The sequence below is a fragment of the Arenibacter flavimaris genome, assembly GCF_030291335.1.
Lineage (GTDB): Bacteria > Bacteroidota > Bacteroidia > Flavobacteriales > Flavobacteriaceae > Arenibacter.
The window spans coordinates 434,683-458,135 of record NZ_JASWIM010000001.1 but is presented as its reverse complement, the minus strand read 5'-3'; the positions used below and the strand labels follow the sequence as shown (position 1 = coordinate 458,135).

General features: G+C 40.2%; 20 protein-coding genes. 15 read left to right on the top strand and 5 right to left on the bottom strand.

Translation table 11 applies throughout. The annotated features are described in order from the left end of the window. Positions 1–13: 13 nt before the first annotated feature. The 11 genes from QSE00_RS01770 to QSE00_RS01720 all read left to right on the top strand — a co-directional run bounded on the left by QSE00_RS01770 (position 14) and on the right by QSE00_RS01720 (position 9,664). Positions 14–1,030 (top strand): alpha/beta hydrolase, encoded by a 1,017-nt coding sequence (locus tag QSE00_RS01770; RefSeq protein WP_286104670.1) that lies wholly within the window; start codon positions 14–16, stop codon positions 1,028–1,030. A 13-nt stretch (positions 1,031–1,043) separates the two neighbouring features. Beyond that, positions 1,044–1,463, top strand: coding sequence for a putative quinol monooxygenase (locus QSE00_RS01765; protein ID WP_286104669.1), 420 nt, complete (start codon positions 1,044–1,046; stop codon positions 1,461–1,463). Between the two features lie 32 nt (positions 1,464–1,495). Beyond that, positions 1,496–1,936, top strand: a complete 441-nt coding sequence (locus QSE00_RS01760; protein ID WP_286104668.1) for a nuclear transport factor 2 family protein — start codon at positions 1,496–1,498, stop codon at positions 1,934–1,936. 51 nt (positions 1,937–1,987) lie between these two features. Then, positions 1,988–3,616, top strand: a complete 1,629-nt coding sequence (locus tag QSE00_RS01755; protein WP_286104667.1) for a carboxylesterase/lipase family protein — start codon at positions 1,988–1,990, stop codon at positions 3,614–3,616. A 44-nt stretch (positions 3,617–3,660) separates the two neighbouring features. Then, positions 3,661–4,815 (top strand): aldo/keto reductase, encoded by a 1,155-nt coding sequence (locus QSE00_RS01750; RefSeq protein ID WP_286104666.1) that lies wholly within the window; start codon positions 3,661–3,663, stop codon positions 4,813–4,815. 474 nt (positions 4,816–5,289) lie between these two features. After that, complete coding sequence (locus QSE00_RS01745) at positions 5,290–5,559, top strand: helix-turn-helix transcriptional regulator (RefSeq protein WP_286104665.1); 270 nt, start codon at positions 5,290–5,292, stop codon at positions 5,557–5,559. Between the two features lie 86 nt (positions 5,560–5,645). Beyond that, positions 5,646–6,851 (top strand): primase-helicase family protein, encoded by a 1,206-nt coding sequence (locus QSE00_RS01740; protein WP_286104664.1) that lies wholly within the window; start codon positions 5,646–5,648, stop codon positions 6,849–6,851. Between the two features lie 208 nt (positions 6,852–7,059). After that, the gene (locus QSE00_RS01735) at positions 7,060–8,019 is read left to right on the top strand and encodes a toprim domain-containing protein (protein WP_286104663.1); all 960 of its coding nucleotides are present in this window, start codon (positions 7,060–7,062) and stop codon (positions 8,017–8,019) included. Next, entirely contained in the window at positions 8,016–8,312 is a 297-nt protein-coding gene (gene mbpA / locus QSE00_RS01730) for a mobilization protein MbpA (RefSeq protein ID WP_286104662.1), read from the top strand. Before QSE00_RS01735 ends, mbpA begins: the two co-directional genes overlap by 4 nt. Further along, positions 8,309–9,178, top strand: a complete 870-nt coding sequence (locus QSE00_RS01725) for a relaxase/mobilization nuclease domain-containing protein (protein WP_286104661.1) — start codon at positions 8,309–8,311, stop codon at positions 9,176–9,178. The genes mbpA and QSE00_RS01725 overlap by 4 nt, the downstream gene beginning before the upstream one ends. Before the next feature lie 12 nt (positions 9,179–9,190). After that, the gene (locus QSE00_RS01720; protein WP_286104660.1) at positions 9,191–9,664 is read left to right on the top strand and encodes a DUF6730 family protein; all 474 of its coding nucleotides are present in this window, start codon (positions 9,191–9,193) and stop codon (positions 9,662–9,664) included. A gap of 115 nt (positions 9,665–9,779) precedes the next feature. Here QSE00_RS01720 and QSE00_RS01715 read toward each other — a convergent pair whose 3' ends face one another. Further along, positions 9,780–10,997, bottom strand: coding sequence for a site-specific integrase (locus QSE00_RS01715; RefSeq protein ID WP_286104659.1), 1,218 nt, complete (start codon positions 10,995–10,997; stop codon positions 9,780–9,782). Between the two features lie 645 nt (positions 10,998–11,642). Here QSE00_RS01715 and QSE00_RS01710 point away from each other — a divergent pair. The 3 genes from QSE00_RS01710 to QSE00_RS01700 are packed head-to-tail and all read left to right on the top strand — an operon-like array spanning position 11,643 to position 16,365. Next, positions 11,643–13,853, top strand: coding sequence for a SusC/RagA family TonB-linked outer membrane protein (locus QSE00_RS01710; RefSeq protein WP_286104658.1), 2,211 nt, complete (start codon positions 11,643–11,645; stop codon positions 13,851–13,853). Positions 13,854–13,900: 47 nt separating this feature from the next. Beyond that, positions 13,901–14,848: a SusC/RagA family TonB-linked outer membrane protein gene (locus tag QSE00_RS01705; protein ID WP_286104657.1), complete on the top strand. Its 948-nt coding sequence runs from the start codon at positions 13,901–13,903 to the stop codon at positions 14,846–14,848. 11 nt (positions 14,849–14,859) lie between these two features. Continuing rightward, positions 14,860–16,365, top strand: coding sequence for a RagB/SusD family nutrient uptake outer membrane protein (locus tag QSE00_RS01700; RefSeq protein WP_286104656.1), 1,506 nt, complete (start codon positions 14,860–14,862; stop codon positions 16,363–16,365). Between the two features lie 699 nt (positions 16,366–17,064). On the opposite strand, the gene QSE00_RS01695 is transcribed toward QSE00_RS01700, so the two are convergent. After that, on the bottom strand, positions 17,065–19,674 hold the full coding sequence (locus tag QSE00_RS01695) for a sodium:solute symporter family protein (RefSeq protein ID WP_286104655.1): 2,610 nt from the start codon (positions 19,672–19,674) through the stop codon (positions 17,065–17,067). A gap of 25 nt (positions 19,675–19,699) precedes the next feature. After that, a complete protein-coding gene (locus QSE00_RS01690; protein WP_286104653.1) occupies positions 19,700–20,863 on the bottom strand; it encodes a n-acyl-d-glucosamine 2-epimerase in 1,164 nt (387 codons plus the stop codon). A 154-nt stretch (positions 20,864–21,017) separates the two neighbouring features. Here QSE00_RS01690 and QSE00_RS01685 point away from each other — a divergent pair, with 154 nt between their 5' ends. After that, positions 21,018–21,731, top strand: coding sequence for a FadR/GntR family transcriptional regulator (locus QSE00_RS01685; RefSeq protein ID WP_286104652.1), 714 nt, complete (start codon positions 21,018–21,020; stop codon positions 21,729–21,731). Between the two features lie 6 nt (positions 21,732–21,737). Here the strand turns inward: QSE00_RS01685 and QSE00_RS01680 are convergent, their stop codons facing one another. Beyond that, a complete protein-coding gene (locus tag QSE00_RS01680) occupies positions 21,738–22,460 on the bottom strand; it encodes a creatininase family protein (protein WP_286104651.1) in 723 nt (240 codons plus the stop codon). Positions 22,461–22,466: 6 nt separating this feature from the next. Then, positions 22,467–23,450 (bottom strand): aldo/keto reductase, encoded by a 984-nt coding sequence (locus QSE00_RS01675; RefSeq protein WP_286104650.1) that lies wholly within the window; start codon positions 23,448–23,450, stop codon positions 22,467–22,469. Positions 23,451–23,453 lie beyond the last annotated feature (3 nt).

The following is a 23,453-nucleotide window of genomic DNA, read 5'->3' as shown; positions in this document are numbered from 1 at the left end:
CATCTCGATGGTCATGGTAGCCAACACAATTGCCCAAAAAGAGCCCATGGTCATTCAAGATCAGGGCAGTTTTGCGGTCGGCGGCAGCGTTATCGAGAATCCAGGCACCTTCGATGCCATCAAGAGGACTCCCGAAGGCCAGACCTTTCATGGTGACCATGCCTATATTTTTTATCAGATTCCTGTGAATGCCCGAAAATACCCCTTGGTCATGTGGCACGGGTTTGGCCAGTTTTCAAAAACATGGGAGACCACGCCGGATGGACGCGAGGGCTACCAGAACATTTTTCTGAGGCGCGGTTTCAGCACCTATATCATGGACCAGCCCAGACGGGGAAGGGCGAGTAAGAGTATGTCCGAAGCAACGATAACCCCGACGCCCGATGAGCAGTTTTGGTTCAACATATTTCGGGTCGGTGTTTGGCCCGATTATTTTGCCGGGGTACAGTTTGCCCAAGACGAGGAAACGCTTAACCAATATTTCCGTCAAATGGCGCCCAACATTGGTGGATTCGATACGGAGGCCATTACCGATGCCGCATCCCAACTTTTTGATAAAATAGGCAATGCTATTCTGGTCACACACTCGCATTCAGGAGGATTTGGTTGGGTGACCGCCATGAAAAACAATAACGTCAAGGGCATTGTCTCCTATGAACCCGGATCGGGTTTCCCTTTTCCCGAAGGGGAAGTGCCGGCACCGATTGAAAGCTCCGCAGGGGCCCTTGAAGCGGTTGGCGTGGCGAAAGAAGACTTTTTGGGGCTGACCAAAATCCCCATTATCATTTATTATGGAGATTTTATTCCTGAAAAATACGACACCAATCCCGGAACGGACGGCTGGCGTGTACGCCTTGAAATGGCGAGAAAGTGGCGTGACGCAGTTAACAAATATGGGGGTGATGTTACCGTAGTTCACCTTCCAGAAATCGGAATCAAGGGAAACACCCATTTCCCATTTTCAGATTTAAACAATGTGGAAGTGGCCAACCTGATGTCGAAGTGGTTAAAGGAAAAAGGACTGGACTAAAACTAGAGAAAGTATGGGATTTCCAAAAATAAGTTTGCTTTTTCTGTTGATGTTTTTGTCCATCAATTCCTATAGTCAAGAATCTAATCCCGATTCCACCCAAAGTAAAATGATGGTACGAATCGCTGCGATTGAAATCGATTCCAGTTATATCAATGAATACATTGCTATTCTAAAAGAAGAAGCGGAAGCATCGGTCCGACTTGAGCCAGGGGTCATTTGTATTTATCCGATGTTTCAAAAAGAGCATCCGACACAAATCAGGCTCTTGGAGGTTTATGCCAACAAAGAAGCCTATGAATCACATTTACAAACTCCACATTTTAAGCACTATAAAGAGGCAACGCTAAAAATGGTCAAAGACTTAAAATTGATTGATATGAATGCCATTGACACTGAGTCCATGCCCGATATTTTTAGAAAATTGAATTGAAAACGGAATTATAATTTTTAAGAAACAGTCAAATGAGAACATTACTGATCGGAATCTTTTTAATCGCAATAAGCGCAACCTCCTTCGCGCAAGAAGCAACCATTCAACAGGAAATCAAAGAACTCTCCGAACTAAAATGGCATTGGATGGCCGATAAAAATGCCGATAGTCTGGCTGTACTTTTCCACGACAAGGCCAAGTTTGTGCATATGGGCGGTACCTGGGGGAAAGACCGTGAGGTGGACATCATAAGAAGCGGTCGCATCCATTACAAGAAGGTCGATATCCATGAAGTGATGGTAGAAGTGCTGAATGAGGGCACCGCTATCCTTTGGAACCGAATCACCTTGCTGGCCGTAGTTGGCAGAAACGAAGTGACCAACCCTTTTATGGTGACCGAAGTATATGTCAAAGAGAACAACGATTGGAAATTGGCCGACTTGACATTTAGCAAGCTTCTCAGTAGGGATTGATACTAAGAGTGGTTGTCAAACAATTTGCATCATGAATTTAATATTAGAAAAATGAGAATATATATTTCAGCATTTGCTTTGATCTTTAGCTTGTCATTATCTGCACAAGAAATTGTTGACAACGCTACAAAAGTAAAAACCGAATTGGGTGTTATTCGTGGTGTAAATGAAGGTGATGTTGATAGTTTTAAGGGAATTCCTTATGCTGCTCCCCCGGTAGGAGCGTTTCGCTGGCGTCCCCCACAACCCCTGACCCCCTGGGAGGGTGAACTGGATGCAAGTGAATTCGGTTCAAATTGTGCCCAGTCAGGTTGGGGCGCAGCCCCGGGAACCATTAGCGAAGGCTCGTCAGAAGATTGTCTATTCTTAAATATATGGCGACCGACAAATGCCACTGTTGAATCTCAAATTCCGGTAATGGTATGGATCCATGGCGGAGCTTTCGTTGGTGGTAGTGGCTCTAGTCCTGGCAATGCAGGAAATGAATTTGCCAAAAAAGGGGTTATCCTGATCACGATCAACTACCGTTTGGGGCGGCTAGGCCATTTTGCATTCCCTGCTTTAAGTGCTGAACATCCTGGGGAACCAAAAGGCAGTTACGCCTTTATGGACCAGATTGCGGCACTTCAGTGGGTTAAAAAGAATATTGCTGCCTTTGGGGGTGATCCAGATAATGTAACGATTTTCGGTTTTTCTGCTGGTGGGGTATCGGTGCATTCACTCATGACCATACCCAATGCGAAAGGTCTTTTCCATAAAGGCATCAGTCAATCTGGGGGCGGAAGGGACGGCGTTCTTACCGCACGGCCCATCAGTGAAGAAAATGCGGATTCCTTCTACAAAGTTTCTGCTGAAACCATTGGTGTCAACTTTGCCAAAAAACATGGAATAGATGGTACGGATGCCGAAGCCCTTACCAAGCTTCGTGCCCTGAGTGTTGAGGAAATAGTGGACGGAGGCCAAGAAAATGATGGCGAAGGAGGTCCTAGAATCTATTCCGGACCGATTTTGGACGGCAAATTGGTGACGGAAACTGCCGAAAGTGCTTACAATGCCGGTAGACAAATGCAAATACCATTGATCATAGGGTCTAATAGTGCCGAAATAGGGGGTAGTTTTGTCAACAACAGTAAAACAAAAGAAGAACTGTTTTCACTTTTTGGCGATTTTATGGAGGAAGCGAAAGCGGCCTATGATCCTGATGGCGGCAAAGAATTTGAAGAGGTGATTATCAAATTCAATACCGATTGGATCTGGGGCGAACCCGCACGTTTTGCCGCCAAGTCTTTTGTCAAGCAGGGAGAACCTGTCTTTATCTACCATTTTGGTTTTGTACCGGAACCTATGAGGGAAAGAATGAAATACGGTGCCGGACATGGCTCCGAAGTGGGATATGTATTCAATAATCTTGACACACGTTGGGGCAATCCCGAGACTACTCCAGAGGATAAAAAAGTGGCCGAAATCATGAATGCCTATTGGGTAAACTTCGCCAAAAACGGAAATCCTAATGGAGAGGGATTACCAAACTGGCCCGTTTACAACCAAGCCGGTGGTGCCATCTTAGATATTGAATTAGATGGTGAAGCAGTTAGAAAACCAGATCCAAGAAAAGCGAGATTAGATGTCATTGAAAAGGCCTTTGAATTAAGGACTCAATTGCAATCACGGGGTATTTAACGGGAAGTACAAGAATTAAGAATTGAAAAATAGGAGTAATTGCCATGGATAATAAGATTGAAAATTCAAATTTGGACAAAAAAGTAATCAAATCGGTCAATAGAAGGGATTTCCTCACAAAATCAGCACTATTGGGGGCAGGAATTGCAACCACCCCATTGACATTTGCCAATGCAAATAATTCATCAGGAATAGAGGTTATCAAAAACCCTGTTCCCAACAAAGAAATACGAATGTTGGGGACGCTTGAGGTCTCGGCAATCGGGCTGGGCTGTATGAGTATGAAAAGTGGTAGCTACAATCCACCACGGGACACGAAGGAAATGATACCTGTAATCCGTGGTGCATTTGATCTTGGCGTTACCTTTTTTGATACAGCCGAGGTGTATGGGCCTTTTACTGATGAGGAACTGGTTGGTGAAGCCCTGGCGCCTATACGTGACCAAGTGGTCATAGCAAGTAAATTCGGATTCGAATTCTCCAATGGTAATAGAGCCGGTCGCAACAGTAAACCTGAACATATCAAACAAGCGGTCGAGGGGATGTTAAAACGGCTCCGAACAGATCGTATAGATCTGTTGTATCTACATCGCTTAGACCCAAATGTTCCTATAGAGGATGTTGCTGGAACTATTAAGGATTTAATCAAGGAAGGCAAGGCACTACATTTTGGTCTATCGGAAGTTTCACCTACTACGATACGAAAGGCTCATGCAGTACAACCCGTTTCGGCCCTTCAAAGTGAATATTCCTTGATACAACGTGCCCTTGAAAATGAGGTCATCGATACCTGTGGGGAACTCGGTATCGGTTTTGTGCCATGGGGACCCGTTTGTCGTGGATTTTTAGGTGATAAGTTCAACGAATACAGTCGTTTTTCCGAAGATTCTAGATTTGTGGCGGTTCCTTATTTTACACCAGAAGCAATTAAAGAGCACATGGAGGTACTCGTACTTGTTCGCGAGTGGGCACGTAAGAAAGATGCCTCTCCAGCTCAAATAGCATTGGCTTGGGTCATGGCGCAAAAACCCTATATCGTACCGATTCCCGGTACCACAAAATTGCACCATGTGAAAGAGAATGTGGGGGCACTTAATGTTACTTTTTCCGATGCTGAACTGAAGGAATTCCGTAAGGCGTTGGAAAAAATAGAATTGGTCGGGGTGCGTGGACCGGAAACGGCTTTGGTTGACCAATAATAAATATGGCTTTAAATCCATTCCGATGAAAAGCTCTAGTCCAGTTCCCTAAAACCAACGTTTTTTTAAAACAGTATTTTTCAGAAGAATGAAAAGCTTTCTTCAAATAGTTTTAAAGTGTCGGACTACACTTGAATCAATCCGAACATTAAAATCTCCCTTTGTAAAGTAGATATTTTCCAATTCTTTCAGTTTTAATTGTTGATAACCCCGTTTTCCTTCATTAAACCGCTATTTGGCAATGTTAAAAACAGTTCCATTTGGTATCAAACGGAACCAAGTAAAATTAATGGCTCTTGAACCGTATTTCGTTTGATGGTTTTTAATCTAATTTACTGTATATCAATTATTTGTGAATAACTATTTGTTGTTTCCCACTTCTCTGTTTGCCCATTTTCATACATTTATCCCATAACAATATTGAAAGAAAGCAAAAGCGCTTTTGTTCATTTCACATCCCTAAGAAGAAACAAAATGGACAATTTTTTAATACTCGAACGGCTAGACCGTTTGGAAAGACTGTTGATCGCCAATAAAGAGGTATTGACCTTCGAGGAAACCTGTGACTACACGGGTATATCCAGGAGCTATCTGTACAAACTTACCGCTGCGGGAAATATCCCGCACTCGAAGCCCAATGGGAAACTGATTTTTTTTGAAAGGAAAAAAATCGTTGATTGGCTGCTCCAGAACGAACGGAAATCCATACAGAAAATCGAAACGATAGCGGAAACTGTTCGTTAGGTATTGCCAGACATTATCATTTCCGGATTTTTTATCAATTCACTGCAACGCCTTGGGAATCCCCTTGGTGTTCAAAACGTCATTCTATGAAAACAGTACCGTACTTACGAGTAGGCACTTCGTACTATAAACTGGTGCAGGCACCAACCATCGCCGGACATTTCAACGAGATCCTGGTGCATTGGAATATCGAGACCATACGTCAGGACCATGGAAAGGATTACCTGAGTAAAGTACCGAAGTACGATGGTTTTACCTGTATCCCGAGCCATATCGATTTCAAACAGGAATATCAAGGTTTCTATAATACCTATTCTCCGTTGCCTGCCATCCCCAAAGAAGGGGAATGTAAAACGTCATTGGCTTTCATCGAACACATTTTCGGGAAGCACCAGGAACTGGGACTGGATTATCTACAATTACTGTATGCAAAGCCGGTTCAGGTATTGCCCATTCTGTGCCTGGTCTCCAAGGAACGTTCCACGGGAAAGAGCACTTTTCTGAAATGGTTGAAGGCCATATTCGACAACAACCTGACCTATCTCACCAACGACAGCTTCAGCAGCCAGTTCAATGCGGATTGGGCGAACAAACTGCTCATCTGTATCGACGAGGTACTTTTCAACAAGGAAGAGCTTACCGAACGCATCAAATACCTGAGCACGACCAATATCAATAAACTGGAGGCCAAGGGAAAGGACAAACGGGAGGTGGAGTTTTTTGGCAAGTTCATCCTCTGCAGCAACAACGAGGACAACTTTATCAAGATCGACGGGAACGAGACCCGTTTTTGGGTCTTGAAAATACCAGTACTCAAAAAAGAGAAAACGAATTTCCTTCATCAATTGATATCGGAAATCCCAGGTTTCCTGTTCCATCTACAACAAAGACAATTATCGACCGAGCACGCCACTAGAATGTGGTTTACCCCAAAACAGATAAAGACCCCTGCCCTGAAAAGACTGGTACAGAACAATCGAAACCGGGTGGAAAAAGAACTTGCAACGATTCTTTTGGGTGCCATGGAACAGTTCGATAGCAATGAAATACACCTTTGCCCTTTGGATGCATTACAGTTGTTGAACAGGACACGAATAAAGACAGATTTGACACAACTCAGAAGATTGCTAAAAAGGGACTGGAAATTGGAGAACAAAGACAATTCCCTGAGCTACCAAAAATTGGTCATCTGGCAGGATGCTTCCATGCAATTGCTGGATGCCAAGGGACGCTATTTTACCGTGGAAAAATCCTTTTTGCTTGACAATTTCGATGAATCGATGACAGATTGAGCTGTTACTAATACCTATCGATGCTTAGGCTGTCATCATTATATCATCATTTGTTCATCAAAATAAAAAACGATGACAGGAAAACAAGGAAAAAATATCAAAACGATGAATCGATGAAGAAAACGATGCTCTGAAAACCTAAATAAATAAAGGCTTTCCAATGGTTTTTCATCAAAACATCAAAAATTTTCCTAAAACTATTTGGCTTATGAAAAAAGAAAGAACAATCAACTTATCGTGTGAAAGAGCCCTTAACGTTTGCATCGTTGCCACGATGGCAAAGTTAGGGCACTTTCCGACCAGATCGAACGAGAAAGAAGCTTGGTTCCTGAGCCCTTTCCGCACAGAAACGCAAGCCTCTTTCAAGGTAAGCAAGAAACTGAACAGATGGTACGACCATGGAGCGGGAAAAGGGGGTAATGTGATCGACCTGATCTGTGAGATCAATAAATGCCCGGTCAAGGAAGCTTTAAAAATAATCGAACAGGACCAGACCTCTTTTTCTTTTCAGCAGCATCCGACTTTTAGAAAGGAAGAAGACGGGCCTAAGATAACAATCACCAAAATCAGAGAGTTTACCCATTTTGCTTTGAAAGAATATCTGAAATCCAGGAATATCGAACTGAAAACCGCCTTGAGGTATTGTAAGGAGGTGCATTACAGTTTTAAGGGAAAAAGCTATTTCGCCATCGGTTTGGAAAACGCTTCAGGAGGATGGGAACTGCGGAACAAATACTATAAGAACTCCAGTTCGCCAAAGGACATCACCCATATCAAAATCGGAACTAACAAGCTCATCATCACCGAAGGGATGTTCGACCTGCTATCGATTCTTGATTGGAATAAAAGCTTGGAACTGGAATATGATTTTCTGGTATTGAACTCCATAGCCTTTATCCAAAAAGCGATGAAGATCATGGAGGATTATACAGGTATCGAGCTCTATTTGGACAACGATTCAACAGGGAAACGAACGATTAAAAAGCTGATAAAATATTCTAAAAACTGTAAGGACAGATCAGGACTTTATACAGGATTCAAGGATGTCAACGAATGGCTCATACATAGGACTAAAAAGGGACTTGGGCAGGAAACGCAAGATGTGTTTTTGTTGCCACAAAAACAAACTTGCTTTGCTCCCGATGGTTGCAAAGAAAAAAAGAAATGAAAAGGACCTACATCAAATTCCGGTGTTCCATTTACGAGAAGAAGCTGCTCAGAAAAAGGGCGGAACGGGCAGGTCTTTCCCTATCCGAATACTGCCGTAGTTCCGCTTTTGGAAATCCCATCATCGAACGTCTGACAGAGCAGCAGATGGCCCATTATAAAATGTTGGTCAAGTACAAGAACAACTTTACCAGTATCGGTAATATGTTCAAGAAACACAATCCAAAACTGGCCAGCGAGGTCGAGAAATTGGCAGAGGAAATACGCACACATCTTTACAACTTCAGGAAATGATAGGAAAAGGAAAAGCCATCGCGAACACGGGAGTATGCATACAATACGGATGGAACCCACAGAAAGATGCGGAAGTGGTCTTTGGCCAACATCTGGCAGGGGACAATGCGAACCAGGTCACCGAGGAGTTCAGGTTGATCCAGGAACAGAACACTCGTTGCCAAAAGAACACCCTGAGTTTCATACTCAGCCCTACCCCAGAGGATGGCAGGAACCTGGACATGGAGCAACTAAATGAACTGACCCAAAGGTTCATCAAGGAAATGCAATTGAGGGAACACCAGGCCATCGCTTTCGTCCACAGGGACAAGGCACATACCCATGTGCATCTGTACGTGAACCGGATAGGTTTCGATGGCAAGGCCTACAATGACAGCTTTATCGGCAAGCGAAGCCAGTTGGCGGCCGAGAACGTCGCCAAGGAAATGGGGCTGACCACGGTCAAGGAGGTGCAGTTCGAAAAAGAGATGGATTCCATACATACCCGTCTTGAGATAAAGAACATACACCAAAGGGTCATGGAGGAACAAAAACCAAGAACCCTCGATGATTATATGAAGGCCATGAAAGCGCAAAATGTGGAGGTCATCCCTAGTATCAACAAAGCCAACAAGTTGCAGGGGTTCCGATTAGAATACCAAGGGCACAATTTCAAGGCGAGCCAGGTGCACCGCTCCATGTCCGGAGGGAAGATCATCGGGCAACTTTCACAGAATAAAGGCATGGGAAATCCCATAGTGGCCGGCAAGTCCGTCCAGATATTGGGGAAAGCCATGAAATTGGGCACCAACCTTGCTGCCAGCATTGCCAAAAATGCAATAAAAAAAACAATCAAAAGGGCCATCGATATGGGAATCGGATTTTAAAAGAAAAATACAATGGGATATAAAAAATTGGATGAGATCATGGAACTACTGAATGATGAGCTCGACGGGTTCAACAGGTCGTTGGACAAGCTGGAGAAACTGACCATGAATGTGGACAATATCAAAATAAGGTCGGATACTTCGCAAATCGAGTATTTGCTCAAGGAACATCTGGATTCGGCGAAGACAAATAATTCCAAGCTTCAAGAATCCGTTACGAATATTACCGAGCAGATTTCAAAAGCAAGATTGATTCCAAAATCACAACTATGGCTCCACTATTCGATTTGGATAACTTCCTTGATTATTATCGGCTATTTAGCTTTCAAAGTATCTCAATTAGATGATACGAAAGAAAAGGCCTTTACCGAGGGTGAGCAAGAAGTAATTTTAAACCTAAAAGGATATTTTGACCAAAACCCAGAGCATTATCAATCGTACCTAAAATGGATAAAAAAAGAGGATAGAGTTCCAAATCAAGAGTAGGGTGCGCCCTATGGGATTTTTGCTTAACGCTTATCTGCCGGAACACTACAAAAATTCCACAGGATCCAAACGCAGTTAAGTTATGGTAAGATTTGGGACAAGCCAAAAACCTATTCTATAGCTCAACTAACTTTTTATTATAACTATCAAGTATATCATTTGGCAAGGACTTCAAGTAAATTTGAGTAGTTGACAATCGATTATGCCCAAGCATGGCGGAGATTGCTTGTAAAGGAACATCTTGTAACATGGCTTGAGTTGCGAAGCTATGACGGGATACATAGGATGTCAACCGTTGTTCTATATTACATTTGTTGGCGATTTCTTTCAACCCTTTATTGTATCTTTTTCTAGCCCATACTACATCTTTATATTGAAGCTCGAAGGTCTCTCTTTTAATTATTGGAAATATATACTCTGATTTTTCTTTATCCTTGAGATAGTATGAAAGTATCTCCTTAAGCTGGGGTGTAATACTGATATCGTAGGGCTTATACGTTTTCTTTCTCTGGAATTTGATACGACGATCAATGATATTCTGAACCTTTAAAAAAGCCAGGTCCATAAACGAAATACCATAAAGCATATAGGATGCCAGGAAGAAGTTTCTATAGTGAAATAAACTATCGGTTTTTTCTAATTTTAAAAGCATTATAGATTTCATGCTATTGATATCAAGAGCTCTTTTTTCGGTGGGGGTCGTCTTAATTCTGTAATGGGTAAAGGGGTAAGCTTCCCTTGAAACAACATCAGATTTAATAGCCTTATTAAAAATTGCTTTTATTGTTCTCATATATGCCGAAAGACTGTTAACGGAATTCCCTCTGGAAAAATGCCAGCTTTCAAATCTTTTAAGGAAATCATAATTAACTTCGTTGAATTTGATATCATTCCCACCATTAAATCTTTCCAATACCTTAGTCACGGCATAATATGTATTGGCATTACCGAAATGTTCCGCCCTCTTTAGATCCTTCACGATACTCTTACTATATTCTAAAAATGAATCGAACGAAGCAGTTTTTACAATTTTGCTTTTGAGCTGAAGAATTGATAAAAAGTTGAGCTCATCTTTTTCATAAAGCTCATTTACTATGTCTACTGCTCGAGTCTTTTCTTTCAAAAGCTGATTATTCAATTTGCTAACTGATGAAGTGCCTTTAAACGCTCTTTTTATTCTTTCGTTTTTATCGTCCCAGTATTCTTTTTGAACAGATTGTCCCAAACTTATCGATGTAGTTTTGCGTAAATGACTCAAACGTAAAATAATTGGGTAAGAGGTATCTTTTTTTTGCCTCCGTGTATCTAAAGAAAGTTTTACATTGGTGTTCATGAAAAATAAAGGTAAGAAAAATTTGCACGCAATTTGCACGCAGATTCTTGAATTCAATTGATATCAAACAAATTCATATTTACTTATATATCTGATATACAATTATTTATGCATTAGTTTGATTAGTTATGGTAGCCTAATCCTTATTCTGGCAGGCAAGAGGTCACCGGTTCGACTCCGGTATTCTCCACCAGTAAATTCAGAGCTTCAAGAGTTTTTAACTCTTGGAGCTTTTTTTATTTGCACGCCAGACTTGGGCAAATCGAGAACCGGATGGCTTTTAGTGCTTTGTTCAAAAATTTGCCACTATCTATTCATTAAGATCATTAAGATCTCCTATTCCACTATAATGTTATACATAAAACAAAATCACCCATGACAATATGGTTTATAGTTTACTGCTTACCTACCTAGTACTAATATTATTATTTGATTATTGGAGGTTTTGATTATGCCAAACTGTCAAAGATTGCTGTAATCTAACTTAACAGTGAATTGCATAAAGACTATTAAATAGCACAGTTTAAGGAGTATATCTTTAATTAGACATAGAAAATTTAACATAAAAAAACAATGCAAAATTTGTGGAACACTAGTTTTTTATTTAATATTGAATTATGTAATACATAATAACAAACTAATACAATGAAACAAAAAACCAAAATTCTTAATCATTCATTGATTTTAATGACATTTTTACTCTTTTCAAGAGTATATGGTCAGGAAAGAATAGTTAGGGGAACCGTTTATGATGATTTGAACCAACCTCTGCCAGGAGCCAATATATTGGTAAAGGGTTCAACCAATGGTGTCCAAACTGATTTTGATGGAAACTTTTCCATAAATGTTGACGCAGGAGATACTTTAGTGATAAGCTACCTGGGATTCTTATCAAAGGAAGTTCTGACGGAAAATCAATCCGTTGTTTCTGTTATCCTATTAGAAGATACATCACAACTGGATGAAGTAGTGGTTGTTGGATATAATTCTCAGAGCAGAAATACACTGGCCACTTCTGTATCAAAATTGGACACCAAAATTTTGGAAACATCTACACGTTCAAATGCAGCCACGGCCCTCCAAGGAACCATTGCTGGGCTCAGTGTGGTTAATAATAGTGGTCAGCCGGGATCTACCCCATCAATAGTATTACGGGGTGGAACCACATTCAATGGAGGCGGATCTCCTTTAATATTGGTTGATGGTGTACCTTCAAGTTTTTATGGTTTAAATTCTGATGATATTGAATCCATAGAGGTGTTAAAAGACGCAGCTGCAACTGCCATATACGGAGCTAGGTCAGCAGACGGGGTCATTTTGATAACCACAAAAACTGGCAAAATAGGAAAGTCGAGTTTCAATTACCACTCTCGTTATAGTATTAACCAAAAAAGGGAAACAGCGGACTATCTTAAGGCTGCAGATTTTATTAGATTTAATAGACAGGCCGTTGCATACTATAATGAGGCTTCGGGCAGAAACAATTATGATGCTACCTTTTTGAATGGTCCAACAGCTTTTGGTACTGGTAACAATACAACTGATTCCCCTTTCACCACTCAGTATTTGACTGATGATAATCGCTATTTGTTAAATCATCCTGGATGGGAGACAATCTCTGACCCCCTAGATTCTTCAAAGCAGATATTATTTCAAGAAAATCGCTTTGATGATCTTATTTATCAAAACAGCTATTCAACAGATCATTATGCATCTTTTGACGGTGGAAATGAAAAAGGCAAATTTTATCTAGGACTTGGTTATTTAGATAATGATGGTATTATCCTGGAATCCGGCTTTAAAAGATATTCGGGAAAATTAACAGGGTCATATAAGGTACGCGATAATCTTGAGGTCTCTGCCACGGTCAATTACATTCATTCCAATTTGAATAACAGCCCGCTTGGTTCAAATGATTTTATTTTTAGAAGGTTTGCAGGTCAAGCACCTACCAACAGGATTTATATAAATAATCCTGACGGCTCATTAAGTAGCAACTTAAGTCCTGGAACCAATTCAGGTTTTGGAAACCCCTTGTATTATGTAAATAAATATGTAAGAAAAAATTTGGAACAAAGATTATCGGTAGCTCTAGCCCTAGATTGGGATCCCATAGAGGATTTACGTTTTACGCTAAGGGGAAGTTATTTCACTATCAATAATCACAATGAGGCTTTCAATAAAGCATTTCTCTCCGGTGGAAACTTGAACACCTCTAGAAATGCTAGTGCCAGCTTGGAAAGGACTTTGAGAAACCAATTGACAGGTTTGGTAAATTATAAGAAAACCCTAGGTGAAAATCATAATTTCAATCTACTATTTGGGGCGGAAATTTATAAGAATAATGAATTCTTATTCTCTGCAGGGACAAGGAATTCGCCAACGGATTTGATAACAACCTTAAACGCTGGCAGCGAGGCGAACGGTATTCCAAGTTCATCGGAATCCGACGATGTGTTAACATCTGCTTTTGGACAGCTAACCTATAATTATAATCAAAAGTATTTGTTGGGACTAACTTTCAGGAATGATGGTTCCTCCAGGTTGGGCAATGACAAATTTGGCTTTTTCCCAGGGGCATCTTTTGGCTGGAATTTGCATAACGAAAAATTTTATAAAAATACCCGTCTTGCCAAAGTGGTCAACAATTTTAAACCCAGGATTAGTTATGGTGTTAATGGTAAGGTTTCGACACTTGGCCTCTATGAGGTATATGGAGCCTATGGGTCTCAGGGTATATATGATGGACAGACAGGATATGCTAACACGGGTTTACCGACCTTAGATTTAAGATGGGAACGGTCTACTACTTTAAATACAGGATTGGACTTAGGGTTATTCAATAATAGGATTTAATTATAGGGGAGTATTTTGTGAGGGATGTAAAGGATAAAATTGCGGATTTGACATTACCTATCTGGACAGGATTCAACTCCATTACCACAAATAATGGTACTCTTAGAAATAAAGGTTTGGAACTTACCCTAAATACTAAATTAATCAACAGTGAAAATGTACATTGGAACCTATCAGGTACCTATTCCAAAATAAGGTCTTATGTGCAGAAACTTCCGGAAAATGACAACGAGCTTAATAGACAAGGAGGAACGCAGATTTATGATCCCGAAAAGGGAGAATTGGTTTGGGTAGGTGGATTGCAGGAAGGACAGCGTTTAGGATCTGATGTTGTTGTTGCTTATGTACAAGACTATATATATCGAGATCAGGCCGAGGTGGATGAACATGCAAATAGGGAAGATGTATTACTTCCCAATCCAACCTTAAGATTTCCTGGCGATGTTGCCTGGAGAGACATTAATAATGATAATGTCATCGATTTTCAGGATCAAAAAGTGATGGGTAGAACGACGCCTGATTTTATAGGAGGATTATCCTCTTACTTGACCATAAAGCGTTTTAATTTTTACGTTAAAACCGATTTTGCCTTTGGCCATCTCGTTAGAAACCTTGCTAGGGAAAGGGGATTGGCACAAAACCAAGGTAACCTAAACTCCTATACCGAATTATTGGATTCCTGGACACCTGAAAATAGGGATACTGACGTACCAAGGTTTGTGTTTATTGACTATCAAAGGAATATTTTGAGAGGTAGTTCACGACTTTGGGAAAAGGGGGATTATTTGGCTATCAGGGAAGTGACTTTAAGTTATGATTTGGATACCAATCTGTTGAATGATAATTTTTTAAAAGCGATGAAAATTTATATCACCGGCTCCAATCTGCATTATTTCAAAAGTACCACAACGCCAACACCTGAGCTTGGTGGATTAAGGGCAGGAGATTTTCCCATGCCAGTAACATTCACCTTGGGAATTGATATTACTTTATAAAAAAAAACATTATGAAAAAAATACTATACATTATAAGTTGTTCATTGATACTTGGTTCTTGCCAACAAGAATTGGATATAACATCACCAAGTACCTTAACCTTTCAAGGGTTCTGGGATTCCGAAGATGGTGTGCGGGCAGCACATACAGGTCTTTATTCAAATTTTAGGTCAAACGCCGGTAATTTTTGGATCATGGGGGAGGTTAGAAGTGATATATATGGCGGTAATACCTTCGAAACACCGAGCAATGTGGGTTATATTGAATCCAATATTAGTTCCACAATTGTACCATTTGACAATTGGGCTGGACTATATACCAGCATACATAGGTTGAATGATTTCATAGCAAATGCCCCCAACATTGTTTTTGACAATCCCAATGAACAGTCACATATGCTCGGCCAAGCCTATGGCATACGGGCATTTTATTATTATACCCTTTTAAAAACTTGGGGAAAAGTTCCCATTTCCATTGAACCACTGATTAATGTTGATCCGGCAAATATGAGTAAAGCAAGGTCTTCTAAAAATGAGGTGATGCAATTAATAAAAGAGGATTTGGCCACTTCACTATCATACTTTGGTTCAGATGGATCTTATTGGAACAATAAACGTATTTACTGGTCAAAAGCGGCCACTTTAGCTTTGAAAGGTGATGTGTACATTTGGTCTGGAAATATCTTGGAAGGTGGAAATGCCGACTTTGAAGAAGCTATTGTTGCGCTCCAGCAAATTGCAGGCTTGAATGTTGCCCTTGAAACTAATTTTGCAGACGTTTGGGATTATACAAATCAGGAAAACAATGAATTTATCTTCAGCTTTGATTACGAGCAAGATGAAGCAACAAATTTTTACAGTCTTTTGACTGGGCGAGGTACTGAAATTCAACCCCAATTTGATCAGTATGGAAACTCCATGAGCGATTTTACCGTAAATGGGAATAATCGATACGGTCCTTCTGAAAAAATGTTACTTGCTTTGGACGACCCCTTGGATAGTAGAAGTACCGAAACTTTTATAAAGCTCTACAAAGATGATAATGGTGGTGCAGGGTATCCAAATTACGACAGCAATGCTTATGCCGGAGCAATGACCAAAAAGTTTATCGGTACTGTTACCGCAGGAGCTAGGCTTACAACAAACGATATCCCTTTATACAGGTATGCCGATGTCCTTTTGTTGATTGCGGAAGCTAAAAATTTATTGGGAGAAGATCCTTCAGCTGAAATAAATGCTGTTCGTGCCAGAGCTTATGCAGGCAATTATGACAATGTAGTTCATGGGTATACCAATGCATCCAAGTCTGAAAATACCGAAGCCATTCTTGAGGAAAGGTTTAAGGAATTTGCAACAGAAGGAAAAAGATGGTGGGATTTGAGAAGAGCAGGGGATAATTATGTCATTGATAACAACGACTATATATCCTCCAACGAAAGTTACCTGTTGCAATTGCCAATTTCGATTGACATGATAGGTAGAAATCCGTTGTTGGAGCAGACAGAAGGGTACCAGTAGCTTCCTGGATAAATCTACCAAGTAAAGATATCATGAAATCATCACCGAATTTTGGACTTATTATCTAGACTCATTAGTTGATTGAATATGGAGCATTGAAAGATGGAAACAATACAGCTGATTATAAAAGTTAAAATTGTGGTTGAAAAACTGATAAAGGAATTGAAGTTGGGCTTGGAATAATTCAGATTTTTCACTTGGGCAAATTAATAGAAAAACGATTGGCCAATAATGAACAACAGAATCCGATAAAATTAAACATTTAAAATATTTTTGTCCGTTGCCATATCTATAACTTTCAGCACATCGGAAGCTTTCTTCAAGGGGCTATAAGTTAAACAATATGCATATAACCCATATTTGAAGCAGTTAGTTTAGTTAATTTGAGTTAGTCGAAAAGGGAAGGTGTAATACCTTCCCTTTGTGATAATGTTCATTTGGTTATAAATTTCCAACCCTACCCATTAAGGATTCAAGATCATTTTATAGGGATGTTTCCTTGCCCTGCAAACTTTATCCAAGTAGAAAGGGTTTTGGTCACTTTCTGGAGAAGATAGGAATAACTTTGGATATGCTTCCACAACTCTGCTTGTCCTTTTTGACCATCATATTTGTGCCCCCTTTGCCACATAGCTTAACGGGAATATATGGGCAGGTAACACTTAAAAAGTGAACTCCTTTTCTTTTTGAATTAGTAGTCTAGGAATTCTTATCCTTTATAAGGAGACTGAAGATATAACCAAGAATAAAACAAGTGCCGACACCGATCAACGAGTACATCAGAAAATTAATGGATGTGTAGCTGACCACATACCACAAAATTAGGGTACTTAACAGAAGACCGATCAAAGCACCTTTGGGGTTGGCACGTGTGCTGAGCATTCCCAACAGGAACATACCTCCCAATCCCCCAGTGAACAATCCTAAAAACCTATAAAACTGATCCCAGAGCGATTTGATATTGGAATTGGCCATCCATAGGGCAAGCAATACCCCAAAAATTCCAGCAAACACTGTTATAGTTCTAGCAATCCCCAGTAATTTTTTATCAAATACATTTGGGTGAAACCTCTTGTATAAATCATTGCAGAAGGCCGTAGAAACTGAATTTAAGCTGCTACTGATACTGGACATGGCCGCGGAAAAGATCCCTGCTATCAATAAGCCGGATACACCCATTGGAAGTTCTTTCACAATATACCAAGGAAATATGGAGTCATTATTGACAATAGCCGGGGATAGTTTTGCGGGCATTTCCGAATAAAATATGAACAATAAGGTCCCTATCCCAAAAAAAATGATCGTGGCAGGTAAGGTTAGCAATACATTTGTATAAAATGTTTTTTGTGAGTCTTTCACGCTGCTGCTTGTCAAGAATCTCTGCACTACAGTTTGATCGGTCCCTTGCGTGACCATGGCAGAAGCCAAGCCTCCTATAAAAACCACCCAAAATGTGGGCTCCGTAAAATTAAGGTCAAAATTTAAAATGTTGAACTTTTCCATTTCCGAGGAATAGACCAACATTTCTTTGAATGAAGAACCCGTATGTATTAGAATCCAGATGATGGCCACTATACTCCCCCCCATTAGAACAATCACTTGCATCACATCGGTCCATATTACCGCCTCTATACCTCCAAAAGTGGTATAGACCACACATAGTACACCCATTATGAGGATACATATTTCAACTGGGATAGCTGTAACAATCGATATTGCCAAGGATGGCAGCAATAGTACTATCCCTATTCTTCCCAGCTGAAAAAGAATAAAGGAAATGCTTCCAAGAGCTCTGGCAAAATAATTGAATCTTCTCTCTAAATATTCATAGGCCGTTGAGATGTTCAAACGATTAAAAAATGGAATGAATACGTAGGCTATTAGGGGTGAGATAGCAATCCCTGCAATGTTCAGCATAAAGAATGACCAATCCGTTGTAAATGATTTTGCGGGAATCGCCATAAAAGTGATGGCACTCAACAAGGTGCCAAAGACACTTAACCCTGAGGCCCACCATGGAATTCTACCCCCTCCAAGGAAATAATCTTCCGTTGATTTTTGTTTACAGGCAAAATATACCCCAATAAGTAGGGAAACCAACAGATATAAAATTAATACTATATAATTGAGGAAACCAAAGGCATGGGTGGCGTCCATATCTTCAAACATATATACCTTTGGTGTTCGAATTCCAGGAGAGACCTCGCCAGAAACAAGTAAAAAGCTATCATCTTTTTTAACGCCAAGCGAAGTGACAGGTATTTTAATATCCAAAGAATCGAAAACAAACCATTTATGGGTTATGGTATTATAGGCCAATACTTCATTGCTGAACCCTGGGTGGTTTAAAAGGATCTCTTCTTTTTCTTCTATCAAGGTTTCTACTATGCTGTCATTTTTGGCCGACTTTATTTGTATTTCCAATTCTTCCAGTTTTTGGAACAGTATTTCATCAGACCCACCATATACCAAGATATGCATAGACCCCGATGGCTCGGCAGCTGCACCCATGACTACTCTTTTGGAACCCTTTACGAGTAAGTCGCCTTCATTATTCCATATTTGTTTTTGAATGTCATAGGAGAGAAAACTTTTGGGAAACGTGGATATTTGTTCCTTACTTTGGTTTCTCCCACCTATAACGAAAATACTTTTGGAACCAGATGTTTCCTGTACGGCCATGGAGTGCAACGATCTTGGCTCTCCTGGAAAATCCAGAAGTTTTTCCCATTGAACTTTTTTCTGAAGATTTATTCGGTAAAAGGAATTTGTGCTCGAATCAGTATTTAGACCTCCTGCAACGTAAACATACCCATCTACATAAACCGCTTTGGTGTATGCCAAGGGTTCTGGAAGATCTGGATAACGGCTTAATTCAATTTCTTTTATGGATGAATTATAAATGACCAAAAAAACCTTATCACTTGTAATGTCTTCATTGTTCCCCCCAATCAATAAAACACCATTTGGAGTGGATACCGAGGCTCCGTAGGCTAATGGTTCTGGTAAAGATCGTGTAGAGCGTTTCCATATACCATTATCCAACCAATAGATGGAATCATACCATTTTTTTTGGCCTCCCTCCCATGGAAGGGCTTTGGGGAAGTTGGCACCACCCGCTACAATGACTATGTCATCATATACACCACCCATCATTCCGGCATAGCCCATAGAATTGTTCCCACTATCCAAAGGAGGAATTTCAGACTCAAGATTAACCTGTAAAGTTGAGATGTTCTGTGAGAAAAGTAAGCGGATACTGCAGAATAAGATAAGAACTGATAAACGAGGAGGACTATGTAATTTCATTGGAATCTGATTGTGCCTTGTATATTTATAAATTGGAGTTCTCTATCTGCTCAAAACATTTCCAGCATTGGTATAAGGACCTCGGCACATGAAAACATCCTTTCCATTTCCCTCCTTTTAAAGTATTCAAAGACTTTCCTTGTCTATTAAGATATCCAAACCACTCGCCATTATCTGCGTCAGGAAAGTTGTTCCATGTATAGTTATGAACCTTTTGGTACCATTTAAAAACTTTTTCATTACGGGAATGTTGGTAGGCTTTGGCCAAAGCCACCAATGATTCTAAATGCACCCACCACAACTTCTGGTCCCATTCCAACTGTTGTAACGGTTTCCCTTTGGCATCCATAAAATAGAAGATACCTCCATACTTTTTATCCCAGCTATATTCCAATATATTGAGTATAACCTGGGTTGCCTTTTCAATTAGATCAAGGTCGTTTTTCCTGGCACCTATATCAATCATGAACCACATGGCCTCAAGACCATGGCCTGGATTTAATAAGCGGCCATTAAAACTGTCTTCCAATTTACCTTTCAGGCTTACATATTCATAAATAATCTCGGGTTCCCCTTGTAAAAAATCACCCATTACCTCCTTAATACTATGGTTTATGGTTTTTTCAACTTCCTCCGGATCCAATACATCTTCGAGTTCCAAAACCAAGTTGGATAGTATCATTGGTAAAGCGAACCCTTTGAGGGGCCTTATGCCCGTTGATTTCTCATAAACCCCTTTAGGAGCATCCTTTTTTCTAAGAATATTATGATAAGTTTGATTAGCGAGAGATTTTATTTTCCCATCACCTGTAGCCCTCGCATACTGGCCAAAAGCTATGGCGGCAAAACAATCAGAAAAAATATTGTAGGGTTGTACCAAGGGTTGACCTTCTTCGGTTACGGAAAAATAAAAATTTCCATCGCTGTCCATACCATATTCTCTAATAAAATCAATCCCTAACTTCGAAATTTCCAGCCATTTTTCATTTTTTTCCACATTGTTGTAGAGCATTGAAAACGTCCATGATTGCCTACCCAGAAGCCATATAAATTTATCGGTATCGTACACTTGTCCCTTTCTATCCAAACAGGAAAAGTAACCACCGTTTTGACGGTCAATAGAATACTTTTGCCAAAATGGAATTACGTCCTTCAGCAAAGCATCCTTATAAATTTTTGAATATTTCATCTTAATATGTAATACATAATACGAATATATAATTTTTTTAGTATATTCGAGTGTTTTTTTTAACAAAACACTTTTGATTTCGGAAAAAAGTATAACATTAGTACATTTGTTACCGGTCAATTTGTAAAAATTGATAAACTAGATTTATTTTTTTATGAAGAAACGCACGACAATACAGCCTATAGAAACATCCTCTTTAGTAGATAAAGTAGAGGCTCGTCTGTTGGAATATATAAAAGAAAATCAACTCCAAGCTGGGGATGCTATTCCAAAAGAGCTGGATTTCGCTCAATCTTTAGGGGTAAGTAGAACCGTTGTACGGGAGGCAATCTTGAGGTTACGCACCTTTGGTCTTATCGAATCAAAGAAGCACAGGGGTATGATCCTTACCAATCCAAATATTATGGATAGCATCCAACGAATGATGGACCCAACCCTGTTGGCATCGGACACGCTTAAGAATTTGTTCGAATTGCGACTGATCATGGAAATGGGAATGGCCGACTTTCTTTTTGAGCATAAAACTGAGAAAGATATGGTGGAATTGGAAAAAATTGTGGTGGCAGAGGAAGAGACTTCGTTTGAGAAAACGGTATTCTCCATGGAAAAGGAAATAGCATTTCATGGGAAACTCTATGAAATGTCCAACAATGAAACCATGAGAAAATTCCAAAACCTCCTTCTACCGGTATTTGAATATGTTTATTCAAACCGTTCCTTGGAAAAGGGCTATAAGTACTCCAGTGGACAATTTGTAACACACAGAATGTTGATGGACAACCTGAAGGTGGGTACCCCTGAGACCTTTAGAACAGCTATGAGAAGACATTTGGAGCCTCACTTTGACCAAATATTCAAAAAAATATAAAAGTGGCTAAATGGATTTTATCAGCCATTGGATAATATGTTGAAATAGGATCTCTGCATTATGCTTGTCGTAATTTCGTGGGTCATCCCCTAATATCCCAAAGAGCACATTGTCTCGGTCGCGTCTGTGAACTCCTTTGCTGTTCCCGTCCATATCATTGGCGGGGAAAAGTTCTTTGGAGGGTAAGTTTTGCAATTTTACCAATTTGGGATGCATTTCTCCTAAAATTGAGGTTTCAAAAATGGCCCCATGGTCTGCCTCCATCCCAGCCGAGGGACAGTCGGAAATAGAAAATATTCGCAATTCCATCAATTTACCCATGGTTCTCCATTCCTGTTTTAAGGCATCCAATGCCTGTAATTGCTTCAAAGAAAAGTGCCCAGTAAAAATTACCGCTTTTTGTACGCCACTTGCTTCCAAGCGGGTCAATGTAATTTTCAATATTTTACGAAAAATTTCCTCTTCCTCAATCAGTATGGTAAAGGGATGATGCCATATACTGGCCGACATACCATAATAGAGCGGTGGCAAAACAAGTCCCCCGGTTTTATAAGCCACCCTAAGGCAAATTCCATGGGAAGTTAAACCATCTAATCCTATGGGCAGATGCAATCCATGCCATTCAATGGCTCCCAACGGAATAAATACCAATGACCGCTGGCCCAGGGCCTTTTCAATTTCGAGTGGATTTAATCTCTCTATTTGCAACTGTTCAAACTGTTCTGTCATCGTTTATTAACTATAAAATTCATGTTTCCATCGATGGGGCCTCAACATGTCTACAAGTTTTGGATTAAATTTCATTCCATCCGAAATGGCTATATTAAGGTCAACTTCCTTTTTGTTGCGCATTCCCGGGATGACCACAGAAACTTCCTTCGGGTATAAGGAATACCGCAAGGCTGCTTCTGCCAATGATTGATAATTTGGGGTGCATATTTTTTTTATCTCCTCAACCCTGCGCAAGGTTTCCTTGAACCTATCGCCTCTGTACATTGACCGCCTCTTATCGGTTTCAGTCCATTCCTCCCTTGTGTTTTCCATCCAAGTGCCCGTCAAAGCACCGGAATCCAATGGTACTCTGACTATAATGGCCGTTCCAGTTCTATGACTTTCTGGGAAAAGGGCATCTGCAGGCTCTTGTTCAAACATATTGAAAAGAACTTGTATGCTATCCACCCAACCGGTTTTTGCCAGTTCCAAGCCTTGTTCAGGTCTAATATCGGCCAATGACACGCCAATTTTATCAATCTTTCCTTCAATTTTAAGCGTAGTAAGTGTTTGTAGCCATTCTAAGTTGGTAATTCCATCCTCAAACCATAAGTGAAGTTGTATCAAATCCAATCGTTCCGTCCCCAATCGTTTTAAACTTCCTTCAACAATTTCCTTTATATGCCAATCGGGGTAGCAATCCATGATTGAATGATTTGGTTGTTGGCTTTTGGATTCGATTTTATCTAGCAAAGGGGTGATCTTGGTGGCCACATAGATTTTTTCGGAATTCCATTGGCCCAATGCTTTTCCAATGACTCTTTCACTATGTCCGTTTCCGTATGCAAAGGCGGTGTCTACAAAATTAACTCCATTTTCAAAGGCATACAAAAGGGTTTCTATGGAATTTTTGTCATCTACATTTCCCCAAGTGCCTCCCAATTGCCAACCACCAAAGCCAATTTCACTTACTTTCCAATCCGATCTTCCAAATTTTCTATATTCCATTGG